We start from the raw sequence: 14,244 nt of genomic DNA, 5'->3' as shown, positions 1-14,244 counted from the left end.
TCTTGCTGCATGACGGATCACCACAGCGCGACTGACGCGCCCACGCCAGCTGACACCGCGACGCACGAGCTTGCATCTCTGGAGATTCACGCGTCCGATATTCAAATGGCGCAGGCGCGAATTTCCACCGTGTTGGGTCCCTCCCCGCTGCAGTACAGCCCCCGCATGTCCGAGCTCACCGGCGCGGAGGTGTATCTGAAGCGCGAAGATCTCCAGGACGTGCGCTCCTATAAGATCCGCGGCGCCTATAACAACATCTCGCAGCTCGATGACGCGCATCGTGCCGCCGGGATCGTGGCCGCCTCTGCTGGTAATCACGCCCAAGGCGTGGCCTATGCGTGCCGCACCCTCGGCATCACCGGCCGCATCTATGTGCCGGAGCAAACCCCGAAGCAGAAGCTCAAGCGCATCCGCGTGCACGGCGGCGACTTCGTCGAGGTCATCCAGATTGGCGATACCTATGACGCCGCCTCGGCGGCGGCGAAGGCCGATGCCAAGGAGACCGGCGCCACCCTCGTGGAGCCCTTCGATGCCCGCGACACCATCATCGGCCAGGGCACCGTGGCCGCCGAGATTCTCGCCCAGCTCACCGCCATGGGCAAATCGGCGGACACTGTCGTGGTGCCTGTGGGCGGCGGCGGATTGCTGGCCGGGGTGGTCAGCTATCTGGCCGATATGGCGCCCACCACCGCCATCGTTGGTGTGGAGCCGGAGACGGGCGCCTCGATGCAGGCCGCCCTCGAGAACAAGGGGCCTACCACGCTGCCCACGGTCGATCCGTTTATCGACGGCGCGGCCGTGAAGCGCGTCGGCGATCTCAACTATCGCATCATCGACCGCAACCGCTCGCGCGTGCACATGATCTCCGCCAATGAGGGCGCGGTGTGCACCCAGATGCTCGGGTTGTACCAAAACGAGGGAATCATCGCCGAGCCCGCCGGTGCTTTGTCTGTGACGGGGCTTTTCGACGTCGCCCTCAAGCCCGGCGAGATCGTGGTGTGCATCATCTCTGGCGGCAATAACGATGTGTTGCGCTATAGCGAGATCGTGGAGCGCTCGTTGGTGCACCGCGGCCTCAAGCACTACTTTTTGGTTGATTTTCCCCAAGAGCCCGGCCAGTTGCGCAGCTTTGTCACCGATATTCTCGGCCCGGATGATGACATCACCCGATTCGAGTACCTCAAGCGCAATAACCGAGAAACCGGCACCGCGCTGGTGGGCTTGCAGCTCTCCCGCGCCCGCGATCTCGATCCTCTCCTCGAGCGCATGGATGCCTCCCGCATGAAGTGCACCATGCTCACCCCAGAGTCGCCGGAATACCAGTTCCTGGTGTAGTTCTGAGGACGCGGCCCAGGCCTAGCCCATAACAACGCCACCTGCTCCCAGTTCGTGCCCTCGGCACGGAGGAGAGGTGGCGTTGATGCGTAGTGCTACCGGCTGCGTCCTAGTTTTTATCCGCCTTGATCAGCGCGAACTCCCAGGGGCCGAGCGTGGTGTGGGTTTCGCCCACCTCGGGGGAGGTGAAGGAGTAGACGAGCGTGCCACCGAAGGGGACGTGGGCCTCACGTTCGGAGTAGTTGCCCACGAACACGTACTCGCCGCGGTCCATGGCCACCCACTGCTCATCGCAGCTGACCTCCATGTGCTCGAGCCACGGATCGGCCAAACCGCAGCTGCGGCGGAGCTGCAGCAGTGTGCGATAGGCCTCCATGATGCGGTGTTGGGTGGCATCGAAGTCCCAGTTCAGCTTGGAGCGGAGGAAGGTATCTTCCTCAGCCGGGTTGGGTACGTCTTCGGGATCCCACCCAGCGCTGGCGAATTCGCGCAAACGGCCCTCCGCGGTCAGGCGCAGCAGCTCCTCATCGCCGTGCGAGACGAAGAACTGGAAGGGCGTGGTGGCACCGAATTCTTCGCCTTGAAAGAGCATCGGGGTATAGGGGGAGAGGTAGATTGTGGCGGCCTTGAGCACCTGCTGGGCAGGGGTGAGGTTCTGGCTGGGGCGATCGCCCTGGCAGCGGTTGCCCACCTGGTCGTGGGTGGTGGTGTAGGTGACAAAGCGGCTGGCGGGAATCACATCGGTGTGGAGGCGGCGGCCGTGGCGCTTCCGGCGGAACGTGGAATGCCAGCGGGTGTGCACAAAGACCTCCTCCAGCGCATTCGCCAGGGTGGCGGTATCGCCAAAGTCTGTGTAGTAGGTGTGCTGCTCGCCGCTGACGAGGGAGTGGAGGGCGTGGTGGATATCGTCAATCCACTGCGCATCGAGTCCATAGCCGCCCGCTTCTTTCGCGGTGACCAGGCGGGGATCATTTTGATCGGATTCGGCGATCATAAACCGCGAGATTCCAGTCTCTGCCTCCACGCGACGCGCCACTTCGGAGATCTCCTCCAAAATCGGTACCGCGCCCGGATCGTCGAGGGCCTGCACCGCGTCTAGGCGCACCCCGTCGATGTGATAGTCCCGCAGCCATTGTTCGATGGCGTCGAGGACGTAGCGCCGCACCTCATCGGAATCTTCCCCGTTGAGGTTGACCACCTCGCCCCAGCCGGTGGAGCCTCCCGAGGTGTAGGGGCCAAAGGCGCCCACATAGTTACCTTCTGGGCCGAAGTGGTTGTACACGCAGTCCAGCACCACGGCGATGCCGCGGCGGTGGGCGGCGTCGACAAGCGCCTTCAGCCCATCGGGTCCGCCATAGCCGGCGTGGACCGCGTGCAGCGACACGCCATCATAGCCCCAGTTGCGGTTGCCCCCGAAGGGCTGCACGGGCATCAGCTCAATCGCCGTGACACCGAGATCAACAAGGTGATCGAGCTTATCGATCACGCCGGTGAAGGTGCCCTCGGGGCTGAAAGTGCCCACATGCAGCTCGTAGAGTACCTGGCCGGGAAGGCTGCGGCCGGTCCACGCCTGGTCCTCCCAAGGATAATCGTGATCCACGACGGCGCTGAGGCCATGCACCCCATCCGGTTGCGCATGAGAGCGGGGATCGGGCAGGGGCCCGAGCTTATCGACGCCACCCTCGGCCTCCTCATTGTCTGTGGTGAGGATGAACCCATAACGATCGCCCGGGCTGGGGCTGATCTCCGAGGTGGTGTAGACGTCTCTGCGATGGGGATCGCGGTGCAGCTCGATGATGCGCTCCCGGGAGGAATCTCCGCCGGGGTGGACAAGCAACGACACGGCACGTGCATACGGGGCCCATACGCTAAAAGTTTTCATGCTTGTCCACTGTAGCAACCACCCCGGCCAGCACCGCCGCACCGAGCGGGCACATTGGGGCGGGACAATGCGGTCGAGCGCGCGGACTAATGCAAGAATGTCACCTATGTACCAGCTGCCAGCAGAGAGCATCGAGGCGCCCGCAGAGGCAGAATTTGAAGAAAAGCGCTCCCGTTTTATCGGATTGATCGCCCGCGCCGACAGCGAAGCAGATGCCCGCGCCTTTATCGCGCGCTGCGTCTCCGACTACCCGGATGCCCGCCACCATTGTCACGCCTTTATCCTCCACGTGGACGGCGCTCAGCCGGTGGAGCGCTCCAGCGATGATGGCGAGCCCTCCGGCACCGCCGGAATGCCCATGCTCGATGTGCTGCGCGGCACCGGTCTGCAGAACGTTGTGGCCGTGGTGGTGCGCTACTTCGGTGGAATAAAGCTGGGCACCGGCGGGCTGGTGCGCGCCTATGGGCAGGCGGTGCACTGCGCCATGGAGAACGTCCACGTGGTCGAAAGGGCGGAACGGCTGCTGCTGCGGCTGGAGCTCGATCACGCCACCGCCGGAAAAATAGAGGCGGAACTGCGCTATCCGCATGGCTTCGAGCTGACGGTGCTCGATCCGGAATACACCGCCCAAGGGGTGGCGTTGAGCCTTGCTCTCGACCCGGCGGACGAGGAGCGCGCTCAGACACTGATCGCACAGCTCACCGGCGGCACGGTGGAGGCCCAGCGGGACGGCACCATGTGGGTGGACACGCCGCAGCGAAAGTAGCTGCACACGCCCGTGCCCGCGCTGCTTGTGCGGCCAGGGCAGTGGGTACTATTGGGTGCATGAGTATGCAGCGCTACCCCAATAACCCCGTCGAACGGCGCAAACGAGCGGTTCGGCAATACTCCCGCAACGCGGCTATCTGGGGCATCGGTGGTACCGGTGCGGCCATTGCCGGGCTTATTATCGGCTCAACGCTGGCGATGCTGGTGTTTATCTGCGCGGTCGCGGGGGCGTCTTATAACGCTTGGCGCGTGCACAAAATCATCAACCACCGGGACCTGAATTAGCTGTGACCTCCCCCAGTAGCGAGCCCGTGCGTATCGACGCATGGATCTGGGCTGTCCGCATCGTCAAAACTCGCACCCGTGCCGGGGCGACGTGCAAAGCAGGGCATGTCAAGATCAATGGCACCACGGCCAAACCCTCCCAACTCGTCGCGCCGGGAGACCGCGTCAGCGTGTGGGTGGAGCACCGCAACCTTGAGCTTGAGGTCACGCAGACTCTCAAAAAACGCGTCAGCGCCACCATCGCTCGCACCTGCTATGTGGATCATTCCCCGCCGCCTCCGCCGCGAGAAATCTTGGTCTCGCAACCGCGCCGCGACCGTGGCGCCGGCCGCCCCACGAAGAAAGAACGCCGCCAACTCGATCGCCTGCGTGGCCGCAGCGACGAGCTATAGCTCTGCAATACACATAAGCGCCGCACCGGAAGAAGAACAGTGATGTCCTTCGTCCAGTGCGGCGCTGGTGATAGCCGCTGAAAAGCTAGAACTCCACGCTTCCCACAACAGCGTCCAGATCGTCCATGCCCCACTCAGCGGGCGGGATATCGATCCCGAACTCGCGGAAGAAATCGGCTGCCCGCAGCGCCCACACGTGCACCATGTCAGCGGCAACAGGGAACTGCTCTGCAAAACTATCCATCTCGATCGTCTCCTTGCACTAGTCGGATGGGGTATGTACCAGCCGCCAGTCTAGCCCACCGAACCTACGGTGGAGAAGCCCCTAGGTGTCCTCGCGGCGCAGCCGCTTCAAGCGGCGGGCGAGGCGATGTGGCCGCTGAGCAGCGCGGTTACCGGTGGAATCAGTGCGGGCAATGTGCTCTTCGCCGAAGCGATCGAGCAGCAGATCGTCCACGATGCGCACCTGGCTGGGTTGGAAACGGTAGTCCAAGCGTCGCCGCAGCCGCGCAATCGCGGGCGCGTTCACCAGCTCCTTCAACTCGGCGACGGTGGTGACACCATTGCGCTTGAGGAGCTCTTCCAGCCACGGATAGTGCTCGGATTTAGAACGCGGGAATTGCGAGCCCAACAAAATGGCCAGCACGCCGGGCAAGGTGATCGCAGTCAAGGCAACATCATCGCCCGGCTCCGGGGAGGGATTCTGGATGCTCGCTATCTGATCAAATTGCTGATCGGCCAACTCAATCAGCCCAGCGGCGAGAGTAAAAGCGCGATCCACCCGCGGATCCACAGTGGCCCCAGAGGCCTTATAGCGGATATCGTGCTCGAACTCGGCCCACGCATGCTGCAGCACGGTACGCAATTGCACCTCGAAGGTCAGCCCGGCGAAATCTTCCAGATCGTCGTGATCGGAAGGAACCCGCACCACCAGGTGGTGACTGCCATAGCCGAAACTACCGCTCACCCGCGTCTGCGCAGTTTTATCGATTGAGCGCAGCACATGGAAATGCCCGCCCAGCATGTCGATCACGATGGGAATCTCGGTGGAATAAAACGTGGTGACCCGCACCCCGAGAATGTCATGAATATCGTCCCAGGGATGCGGATACACCCACTCGCCCTCGGCATCCCGCTTATAGGCTTTCGCCTCTAAGGAGGGCCATTGTTTCACCCGCGCCACCACCCGGTCATAGGTGATACCGCCATCGGTGAGCAGATCCTCGATCACATCTTGAAAGCGTTCCGCCGCATCGGGATGCGCAGCGCACCACTGCGTATAGGTGTCGCTGAGGGCGGATATGTGCTCGGGGGTGTGTACGATGTCACCCTCGGAAACAGGTTCAGTGCTCACTCCGTTTTAGATACCTTCCAGCAACGCGATCGGCAAGGTGGCGAAAAGATCCGCGACGGCGATGGTGCCCTGCCACTGGCGCCCCGTGAAGCGGTCCTGCCAGGTGCCGTCGGGCAGAGTGATGGTGGTGTCGCGCCAGCCGCCGTCATCGTCCAAGAGCAGCGGGGTGCGGGTGGCCACCGCAATCACATCCACATTGCGTTCCCCATCGCCGCGGGCCATGCCCACGAGGTGATTCTCCGCCACACCTTGGGCGAATACCGATTGATAGTCGGCGTTAATGAAGTAATCCGGGTGCCCCCGGCGCAGGGTCAAGGACTCGTGCACCACGGCGAGCTTCACCAGGTCGGGGGTGGCGTCGATAAGCGCCGTGCCCTCCTCGGTGCGCAGTCCCTGCTCGATCAGCATCTGCAGGCACTGTTCGCGCTTGGTGTAGTCGACGAAGCGGCGATTATCTGGGTCCACGAGGGAATCATCGAAGAACTCATTGCCCTGGTAGATGTCCGGGATGCCGGGGCCGATGAGCTGCAGAAGTTTACGGCCCACCGAGAGCACCCGTGCCGAGGGCGCCAGCCGCTGCACATAGGCGGTGATCAGCGGGGTGGCAGGGCCCTGGATGAGCGCATCGATCCAATTGTGAATGGAATCTTCGAACTGGGCATCCGGATCAGTCCAGGTGGTGTGCACACTGGCCTCGCGCATCGCCTTTTCCGCATAGGCGTGGAAACGCTCCACGAGAGAATCGGATACCTCGCCGTCTTCCGGCCAGATACCCAGCAGGTTCTGCAGCAAAAAGAGCCCAGTCTGGGAATCCGGGGCAGGGGTGAGCGCCAAGACCTCGCGCACTAATTCTGCGAACTCGGTGGGAGTCTCAGAAATGGAGAGGATACGGGCGCGCACATCCTCGCCACGCTTGGTGTCGTGGGTGGTCAGGGTGGTCATGGCCTTGGGCCACAGCACGCTGCGCTCCTGCTGCAAAAGATGGAACTCTGCGGCGGAGACACCGAAACGTCCTGGGGCGCCGCCCACCTCCTGCAGTGCCACCAAACGGCAGGCGCGGTAGAAGGTGGTGTCCTCCACGCCCTTAGCCATCACCGCGCCGCACACCTGGGCGAAGCGGATCTTGGCCTCGCCATCGGCCAATAGGCCAGCAGAGATGAGGTCGAGGGCGTTGCGGCGGGAGGGGAAGCGCCGGCCCATATCCGCCACAATGGTGGCGGTCACGCGCGACAAAGAGAGATAGTCCGCGCGGTAGACCGGCATGGCGGCCACCAAGTCCACAATGGTGTCGAAGAGCTCCTCATCGGAGACCCGCCCGCCCACAGTGGAGAAGTTATCGCGGCGCAGCGCCCGCGCCAGGCGGCGTACCTCGGCGGAGAGCTCATCGGCAGCCACATCCCGCTTCAGGGCGTGCTCAGTTGCATCGATCGCCGCCTGATTCCAGGTAGAGCCGGACTGCTCGAGAGCCAGCATCGAGAGTGCATCCTCGGCGCGGCGATTGAGAAAGACCCCGTCGAGCTCGCGCAGGGCGTCATAGCCGGTGGTGCCATCGGCGGCGAGACGGGCATCGAGCGGCTCGTGCACATCGAGGATTTTTTCCACCACCAGCCAGCGATCCTCACCGATCACATCGCGCAGCCGCTTGAGATAACCAAAAGGATCGGAGAGACCATCGGGGTGGTCCACCCGGATACCGTCGATAAGCCCCTCGGCGCAGAGCTGGCGGATCACGCGGTGGGTGTGCTCAAACACCAGCGGATCTTCCTGGCGGATGCCGGCGAGGCCATTGACGGAGAAGAAGCGGCGATAGCTGATCACCCCGTCGCGCCAGTACATCAACTTATAGTGCTGCTGGCGATACGTCTCGAGGGGATCCTCGCTGAGTGTGCCCTCGTCGATGGGGAAAATATTGTCATAGTAGGCAAGGACGGTCTCGCCCTCGACCTCGCGGAACTCGAGCTTGTCCTCATCGCCCTCCGCGCCGAGCACCGGCAGTCCCAGCTTGCCCCCGGCACCATTATCCTTGTGCCAGTCGATATCGAAATAGGACTCAAACTCCGAGGCTTGGCCGCGCTTGAGTACATCCCACCACCACGCATTATCGCGGGGATTATCGATGCCCACGTGATTGGGCACGATATCGATGACGAGGCCCATGCCGTGCTCATGCACCACATTCGCCAACGCGCGGAAGCCCTCGATACCACCCAGCTCCGGATTGACGGTGGTGGGGTCGATCACGTCGTAGCCGTGATTGGATTCCGGTGCCGCCGCCAGAATCGGCGAGCAGTACACGTGGCTCACACCCAGCTCATGCAGATAGGGGACTACCTCGGCTGCTTCGGCAAAACCAAACGCACGGCCCTGGGCATCGGCTTTCGGGCCGCGCAGCTGGAGACGATACGTGGAGGTAATGGGTGTACGGGGCATGAAAAATCAGTCCTCAGTTTGTAGAAATCGCACAATGCGTGACAGCACACGCGGCGCGCCCAGGTTCTCGCTCAGTGACGGCGCTCGAGATTCGCTAGCACTATCGCGGAGCAGACGCACACGCACATGTGCCTTATGAGTGTAGACCTGCTCGCGCCCGCAGCGGCAGAACTAGCCCTGCGCGGGCGATTCTGCTCCGCGTGCGGGTTCTGCTGCGGATGGGCATGCCCCAGCCCACCCTGGTCCCGAACGCCTGGGTCCTTCGCGGGCTAGCTTGCTTCGCTTCCCATGAGCGGAATAGTGCGCCGCCGTCGCGCCGCGGCCGGGGAGGACGCGAGCGTGCTGGGCATATTCTGCGGGTTGAGCTCATGTGGAAAGCCGTCTTGGTAGAGCAGGGCGTGCGGGCTGAGCGGCTGCGGGGGCTCTCCGGGGCGCTGCGGCAGGTGGATGCGTGCAAGCTCAGTGATCCAATCATCGCTGAAGCCTGCGGCCGCGCGCACCGGAACGGCGAAGAGATGATCATCGGAGAGCGCTACGAACACCACATCACTGCCGAGCAGGTTGGTGAGGTGATTATTGAGAATGGTGAAGGTAGTGGGGTGGGCCAGCCACGCAGTGGGCGAGTAGCGAGGAGTGCGGATTTGGGTCATCTCCCCGCACCGGCGCGTAAGGAAACGCAGGCCCCGCGGGGTGCGGGCGGCATCGACGAGATTCGTGGCCGCCATGCCCCACGCGCGAGAGACGCTGATCTGCAGGGAGTCGATATCGCGCTGGGTGAGCGGGGTGCCGTCATGGCAGAGGGTTGCGGCCAAAGTGGTGCACAGATTCACCAGCGGTGCTGATGTCGCGAAGTGGGCGCTGTCGAGACGGTCCCGGCGCACTAATGCCGTCGGCCGGAGAAGGGGCGTGATCAGATGCGTATGAAGAGTCATAGTGATGTGGACTCTCCCGAGGGCCGCTGAGGTTCCGCTGGCCCCGCACACACCCCTTATCGGGGGCTAGAAGGGAGGTTCTTCGTCTAAGCCGAGCACCTGCAGCAGCCGTGGCTGATCCCAGAATTCGATGCTCTGTCCTTGCTCGCGGTATTTCTCCGCCTTCTTCTGCTTGGAGGTGATCCCATTCCACGGCCCGCACACCAGAATGGTGGTCTTTTTGGTCACGTTCTTGCCCACAGTGCCGCCGCAGTCGGCGATGCGCTCCCAGAGCTGTCCCTTGTCAAAGGGGGAGAACTCGCCAGTGAGGGTGACATTCTGGCCAAACAGCGGGTTGTCCTTGGTGGCATTGGGGTTGGCCTCCGGCACCGAGTCGGGGGCTTGCACCTTGGCCCATGCCGGGGCGTTGGCAGAGCCCTTGGCTTTCGCGCCCCCAGTCGTATCGGATGTCTCCTGCCCAGCGGTAGTGCTCGCGGCGGCACGCGCGCTCGTGCCGGAGACACCGGCTAGACGATCGTGCAGTACGGGCTGCACTGTTCCGGAGGAGCTGCAGCGTCCCAGCCGCAGCGAGGATCCCGCCCATACCGCGCGGAGATCTCCGGGCTCGGTGGCGTCTGCGGTGGCAGCGCCAAGCAGGGTGAGTGTCTCCGCAATGGGCATGCCCAAGCGGACCTGCTGGGCGGGGGCATCCGCCGTGGCGGCCTGGGCGCGGGTGAGAGCAAGCAGGCAGCCGAACTCGCACTCCGGTGCATCCACGCCTTCCCGGCGGGCCGCCTGGGCAATACCCAGCAGGAGTGGCTGCGCGTTATAGGCCACCAGGATGTCGTGGCCCAAGAACTCGCTGCAGCGAGTGGCAATGTCTGCGCCTTCGAGGGTGCACTCTTCTTCTATCCGGCCATCGCGAACCCGTGCGAGGCTCAGCGTCTCGAGCTGGCCGGGATCACCATGGGTGAATTCGCCGCTGGCGAGCACACAGTCCAGGCCGGGAATGGACATGCCCTCTCCCGTGGCGATGCCGGTGAGTACCCGCACGAGATCTCGGGCGGTCTCGGCGTGGTTGGGTGCGATAGTAATCGTCAGGCAGTCGTGATCGGAGCGCACGGTGAGCGTGCCGCAGCTGAGTGCGGTCGGCTCCTCTAGCTGCCACGTGCAGGAGGAATCTAGGCGCATGGACTGCGCCGGCACCCGAAGGGCGCGGGCAAGCTCGCTGGGCTGAAAGGTGAGCGTGGTGCCCACAAATTCCACATTTCCGCCATGAACCGCAACCACGTGTCCCGCTCCTTATATTCATTCGCGCTAACAAGGCCGTACACGCCCTGTGCGGCCGCGCACTCGGCGCCTGGCCGCGCACTCGGCGCCTGGCCGCGCACTCGGCGGCTGGCCGCGCACTCGGCGGCTGGCCGCACCCCCGCGCACATAGCCGACGCCCGCGCAGAGGAGCGTGTACATGTCTGTCACGATCATACGCGGGCGTGGGTGAAGCCTGGAGGCGGCCTCGTGCTGAGCTAGTCGGCCTTGTTCTCTTGGACGCGCTCGGCGGTCTCGCGGGTTACCTGCTCGACCTTCTCGTGGGCGCGCTTTTCGGCATCCGCCAGCTCTTCGGTCCAATCGGTGTGCGAACGGGCCTCGGTGTCGTTGGAGGAGTAGGACTGTGCCTGCTGCTCACCGGCGCTCTCGGAATCCTCACGGGCGTGCTGCTCGGCTTGGGCCATAAGGACCTCCACCTCGGCCTTCAGGGCGTCGATTTCGGCATCCTCCATGCCCTGTGCCTCCTCGAGTTTCGCCTTGGCGCGCTCGAGCTTGGCCTTGGCCTTCTCGGGATCGGTCTCGGCGAGCTTGGCCAGCCGCGCCTGGGACTGCTTGATGCGGTGATCGCGGTCGCGCAGGGCGCGCTCGAGGCGCTCACCGGAGTAGTTGGTGCGCTCGGAGCCCACGTTCACGGCGTGCAGACGGCGAGCGTACTCGTCATCGCTGGCCTGGTTCTCCTCGGCCTCTGGCGGCTCGATCTGCTTGAGGATGGAGGTGGAGCGGGCGGGAACCACGAAGGTCTGCCCAGCCTCGACCACTTCTTCTTCCAGCGGGTAGCCGGTGGCCTCGGTGGTGTCCACGATCAAACGCCAGCTCTTACCGAACTGCTCATCGGGAACGGTGAACTGAATGTCCTCGTGATAGGCGTTGAAGCACAAAATGAAGGAATCATCATGGACCTTCTCGCCGCGCTCGTCGGGCTCGGCAATGGCATCGCCATTGAGATACACCATGAGCGACTTGCCGAAGGCGAAGTTCCAGTCCTCTTGGCTCATCACCTTGCCATCCGGCACCAGCCAGGCGATATCGCGCTTGGCCAGCTGCGCATCACCGAGCGGGCCGCCGGCGAGGAAGCGACGGCGACGGAACACCGGGTGGATGGCGCGAATGTTCAGCAGGCGCTTGGTAAAGGCCACCAGATCGGCATTGGTCTCGGCCTGCTCCCAGTCCATCCACGCGATCTCGTTGTCCTGGCAGTACACATTGTTGTTACCGCCCTGGGTGCGGCCCATTTCATCGCCGTGCGCCAGCATCGGCGTGCCCTGGGAGAGCAGCAGGGTGGTGAGGAAGTTGCGGCGCTGTTGCGCACGCAGCTGCAGCACCTGCGGGTCCTCGGAGGGGCCCTCTTCGCCACAGTTCCACGAGCGGTTATGGGATTCGCCGTCGTTATTGCCCTCGCCATTGGCGTCGTTGTGCTTGTTGTTGTAGCTCACCAAGTCATTGAGGGTGAAGCCATCGTGGGCGGTGACAAAGTTAATGGAGGCCGTGGGGCGGCGACCATTATTGGCATAAAGATCGGAGGATCCGGTCAAACGGGAGGCAAACTCGCCGAGGGTGGCGGGCTCGCCACGCCAGAAATCGCGGACGGTATCGCGGTATTTTCCGTTCCACTCGGTCCACAGCGGCGGGAAGTTACCCACCTGGTAGCCGCCCTCGCCCACATCCCACGGCTCGGCGATGAGCTTCACCTGGGAGACGATCGGGTCCTGCTGAACCAGATCGAAGAAGGAGGAGAGGCGGTCCACGTCGTGCAGCTCGCGGGCCAAGGTGGAGGCCAGGTCGAAGCGGAAGCCATCGACGTGCATCTCGGTGACCCAGTAGCGCAGCGAATCCATGATCAGCTGCAGCGAGTGCGGGTGGCGCACGTTCAGGGAGTTACCGGTGCCGGTGTAGTCCATGTAGTGGCGGCGATCGCCATCCACCAGCCGGTAGTAGGCGGCGTTGTCGATACCGCGGAAGGAGATGGTCGGGCCCATGTGGTTGCCCTCGGCGGTGTGGTTGTACACCACGTCGAGGATCACCTCGAGGCCAGCTTCATGGAAGCTGCGCACCATTCCCTTGAACTCGGCCACGGCTCCGCCCGGCTCAGAGGCGGCGGCATAGTCTTCGTGCGGGGCGAGGAAGCCGAAGGTGTTATAGCCCCAATAATTGCGTAGGCCCAGCTCGCGCAGGCGATCGTCCTGGAAGAACTGGTGGACCGGCAGCAGCTCGATGGCGGTGACGCCGAGGTGCTTGAGGTAGTCAATGATGGCCGGATGGGCCAGGCCGGCATAGGTGCCGCGCAGGTTTTCCGGCACATCGGGGTGCGTCATCGTCATGCCCTTGACGTGGGCTTCGTAGATGACGGTCTCGTGATAGGGAACCTCTGGGGCGCGATCTGCGCCCCAGTCGAAGAAGGGGTTAATCACGACCGACAGCATGGTGTGGCCCAGGCTGTCCTCGGTGTTGCGGGCGTTCGGATCCTCGGGCTTGAAGATGTCGTAGGAGAACAGCGAGGGATCGCCATCGTATTCCCCAGCGAAAGCCTTGGAGTAGGGATCAACCAGCAGTTTGTTCGGGTCGCAACGGTGTCCGTTGTCGGGGTCATAGGGGCCGTGCACGCGATACCCGTAGCGCTGCCCGGGCTGAACGCCAGGGAGGTAGCAGTGCCAGATGTGGGCATCCACTTCCTCCATATTGACGCGGGTTTCGTTCATATCCGCATCAATGAGGCAGAGTTCCACTTTCTCCGCAATGTCGGAAAAGAGGGCGAAGTTGGTTCCGGCGCCGTCGTAGGTGGAACCCAGAGGGTAGGCATCGCCGGGCCAAACTTCGAAGGGTAGATCAGAAGTGCTCATAGGGAACGATCATAGACGGTATTGCGAGATAATACCCTTAACCAGCAGCTGGGCGCCCATATCGAAGCGGCCGCGATAGTCCACCTCGTGCAGGTGAGAAGGGGATTCTTCGCGCGGGTGAGCAAGCTCAGTGAGTTGGCGTGTGGACTGCTCGGCCAAGACGGCGCCAATCACGTAGTGCAGAAATACTGCTGCCATGTCCTCGCGCTGGGCGGCGGGGATCTCCGGCGGCAGATGCGCGCGGAAAATCTCGCCGGCGCGGGCCGCCAGCTCGGGTTGGGGAAGTGCGGCGCTGACGATCTCGGCGCCATCGCGGTGGGCGTTCAGGCATTCCCGCAGCCGCTCGGCCGCCTGCTCGAGGCGTTCGCTCCAGTGCGTATCGACGCCCTCTGCGGGCATCTCCGCCCACGCCGGGGCGAGGATCTCCTGGGCGATCTCCGCGATCAGCGCCTGCTTGGAGGGGATATGCCAGTACAGAGCCCCAGGGGCTACCCCGAGGTGGGTGGCCACGCGCCGCATGGTCATATCGGCCAATCCAAAGGTGTCCAGGATGGTCATGGCGGAGTCAATAATCGCCTGTTTCGATAGTTGCACAGTGATTACTGTAGTGAACTCCGCCGAGCGGGTGGCGTCGACAAGCATCGAGATGGTTTTCAGCGGAGTCTGGGACTGGTCTGCGCGGATTCTCATATGGTTGTCAGGTGTGTTTGCTACGGTTGAT

12 protein-coding genes are annotated in these 14,244 nt (G+C 63.4%); 4 read left to right on the top strand and 8 right to left on the bottom strand.

The window, feature by feature from the left end; genetic code table 11:
- Window positions 1–9: 9 nt before the first annotated feature.
- Window positions 10–1,335 (top strand): threonine ammonia-lyase IlvA, encoded by a 1,326-nt coding sequence (gene ilvA / locus KRX12_RS01245; RefSeq protein WP_255549095.1) that lies wholly within the window; start codon window positions 10–12, stop codon window positions 1,333–1,335.
- Between the two features lie 109 nt (window positions 1,336–1,444).
- Here ilvA and treZ read toward each other — a convergent pair whose 3' ends face one another.
- Window positions 1,445–3,217 carry a malto-oligosyltrehalose trehalohydrolase gene (gene treZ / locus KRX12_RS01240; protein WP_218365447.1) on the bottom strand — a complete coding sequence of 591 codons (1,773 nt, stop codon included), beginning with the start codon at window positions 3,215–3,217 and terminating at the stop codon, window positions 1,445–1,447.
- A gap of 106 nt (window positions 3,218–3,323) precedes the next feature.
- Between treZ and KRX12_RS01235 the strand changes: the two genes are divergently transcribed.
- Genes KRX12_RS01235 through KRX12_RS01225 form a run of 3 tightly spaced genes read left to right on the top strand, consistent with a single transcriptional unit; the run spans window position 3,324 to window position 4,662 of the window.
- A complete protein-coding gene (locus tag KRX12_RS01235) occupies window positions 3,324–3,983 on the top strand; it encodes a YigZ family protein (protein WP_218363906.1) in 660 nt (219 codons plus the stop codon).
- A 59-nt stretch (window positions 3,984–4,042) separates the two neighbouring features.
- Window positions 4,043–4,270 (top strand): hypothetical protein, encoded by a 228-nt coding sequence (locus KRX12_RS01230; protein ID WP_218363904.1) that lies wholly within the window; start codon window positions 4,043–4,045, stop codon window positions 4,268–4,270.
- Between the two features lie 2 nt (window positions 4,271–4,272).
- On the top strand, window positions 4,273–4,662 hold the full coding sequence (locus KRX12_RS01225; protein WP_218363902.1) for an RNA-binding S4 domain-containing protein: 390 nt from the start codon (window positions 4,273–4,275) through the stop codon (window positions 4,660–4,662).
- 85 nt (window positions 4,663–4,747) lie between these two features.
- On the opposite strand, the gene KRX12_RS01220 is transcribed toward KRX12_RS01225, so the two are convergent.
- From KRX12_RS01220 to KRX12_RS01190, 7 genes are all read right to left on the bottom strand, one after another.
- Window positions 4,748–4,906 (bottom strand): hypothetical protein, encoded by a 159-nt coding sequence (locus KRX12_RS01220; protein ID WP_218363900.1) that lies wholly within the window; start codon window positions 4,904–4,906, stop codon window positions 4,748–4,750.
- An 81-nt stretch (window positions 4,907–4,987) separates the two neighbouring features.
- On the bottom strand, window positions 4,988–6,016 hold the full coding sequence (locus KRX12_RS01215; protein ID WP_151549152.1) for a GTP pyrophosphokinase family protein: 1,029 nt from the start codon (window positions 6,014–6,016) through the stop codon (window positions 4,988–4,990).
- A gap of 6 nt (window positions 6,017–6,022) precedes the next feature.
- Window positions 6,023–8,446 (bottom strand): malto-oligosyltrehalose synthase, encoded by a 2,424-nt coding sequence (gene treY / locus KRX12_RS01210; RefSeq protein WP_218365446.1) that lies wholly within the window; start codon window positions 8,444–8,446, stop codon window positions 6,023–6,025.
- Between the two features lie 269 nt (window positions 8,447–8,715).
- A complete protein-coding gene (locus tag KRX12_RS01205; RefSeq protein WP_218365445.1) occupies window positions 8,716–9,378 on the bottom strand; it encodes a hypothetical protein in 663 nt (220 codons plus the stop codon).
- Between the two features lie 66 nt (window positions 9,379–9,444).
- The gene (locus KRX12_RS10980) at window positions 9,445–10,647 is read right to left on the bottom strand and encodes a BRCT domain-containing protein (RefSeq protein WP_218365444.1); all 1,203 of its coding nucleotides are present in this window, start codon (window positions 10,645–10,647) and stop codon (window positions 9,445–9,447) included.
- Between the two features lie 236 nt (window positions 10,648–10,883).
- A complete protein-coding gene (gene glgX / locus KRX12_RS01195; protein WP_218363890.1) occupies window positions 10,884–13,523 on the bottom strand; it encodes a glycogen debranching protein GlgX in 2,640 nt (879 codons plus the stop codon).
- Window positions 13,524–13,532: 9 nt separating this feature from the next.
- Complete coding sequence (locus KRX12_RS01190; protein WP_218363888.1) at window positions 13,533–14,213, bottom strand: TetR/AcrR family transcriptional regulator; 681 nt, start codon at window positions 14,211–14,213, stop codon at window positions 13,533–13,535.
- Window positions 14,214–14,244: the final 31 nt, after the last annotated feature.

Source organism: Corynebacterium sp. TAE3-ERU2 (assembly GCF_019209955.1).
In the GTDB taxonomy this organism is placed as follows: Bacteria; Actinomycetota; Actinomycetes; order Mycobacteriales; family Mycobacteriaceae; genus Corynebacterium; species Corynebacterium megadyptis.
This window is presented reverse-complemented; position numbering and strand designations above follow the sequence as displayed.

Coding starts and splice junctions, on each gene's coding strand:
- ilvA (WP_255549095.1), top strand. CDS start 10: ATGACGGATCACCACAGCGCGACTGACGCGCCCACGCCAGCTGACACC.
- treZ (WP_218365447.1), bottom strand. CDS start 3,217: ATGAAAACTTTTAGCGTATGGGCCCCGTATGCACGTGCCGTGTCGTTG.
- KRX12_RS01235 (WP_218363906.1), top strand. CDS start 3,324: ATGTACCAGCTGCCAGCAGAGAGCATCGAGGCGCCCGCAGAGGCAGAA.
- KRX12_RS01230 (WP_218363904.1), top strand. CDS start 4,043: ATGAGTATGCAGCGCTACCCCAATAACCCCGTCGAACGGCGCAAACGA.
- KRX12_RS01220 (WP_218363900.1), bottom strand. CDS start 4,906: ATGGATAGTTTTGCAGAGCAGTTCCCTGTTGCCGCTGACATGGTGCAC.
- treY (WP_218365446.1), bottom strand. CDS start 8,446: ATGCCCCGTACACCCATTACCTCCACGTATCGTCTCCAGCTGCGCGGC.
- KRX12_RS01205 (WP_218365445.1), bottom strand. CDS start 9,378: ATGACTCTTCATACGCATCTGATCACGCCCCTTCTCCGGCCGACGGCA.
- glgX (WP_218363890.1), bottom strand. CDS start 13,523: ATGAGCACTTCTGATCTACCCTTCGAAGTTTGGCCCGGCGATGCCTAC.
- KRX12_RS01190 (WP_218363888.1), bottom strand. CDS start 14,213: ATGAGAATCCGCGCAGACCAGTCCCAGACTCCGCTGAAAACCATCTCG.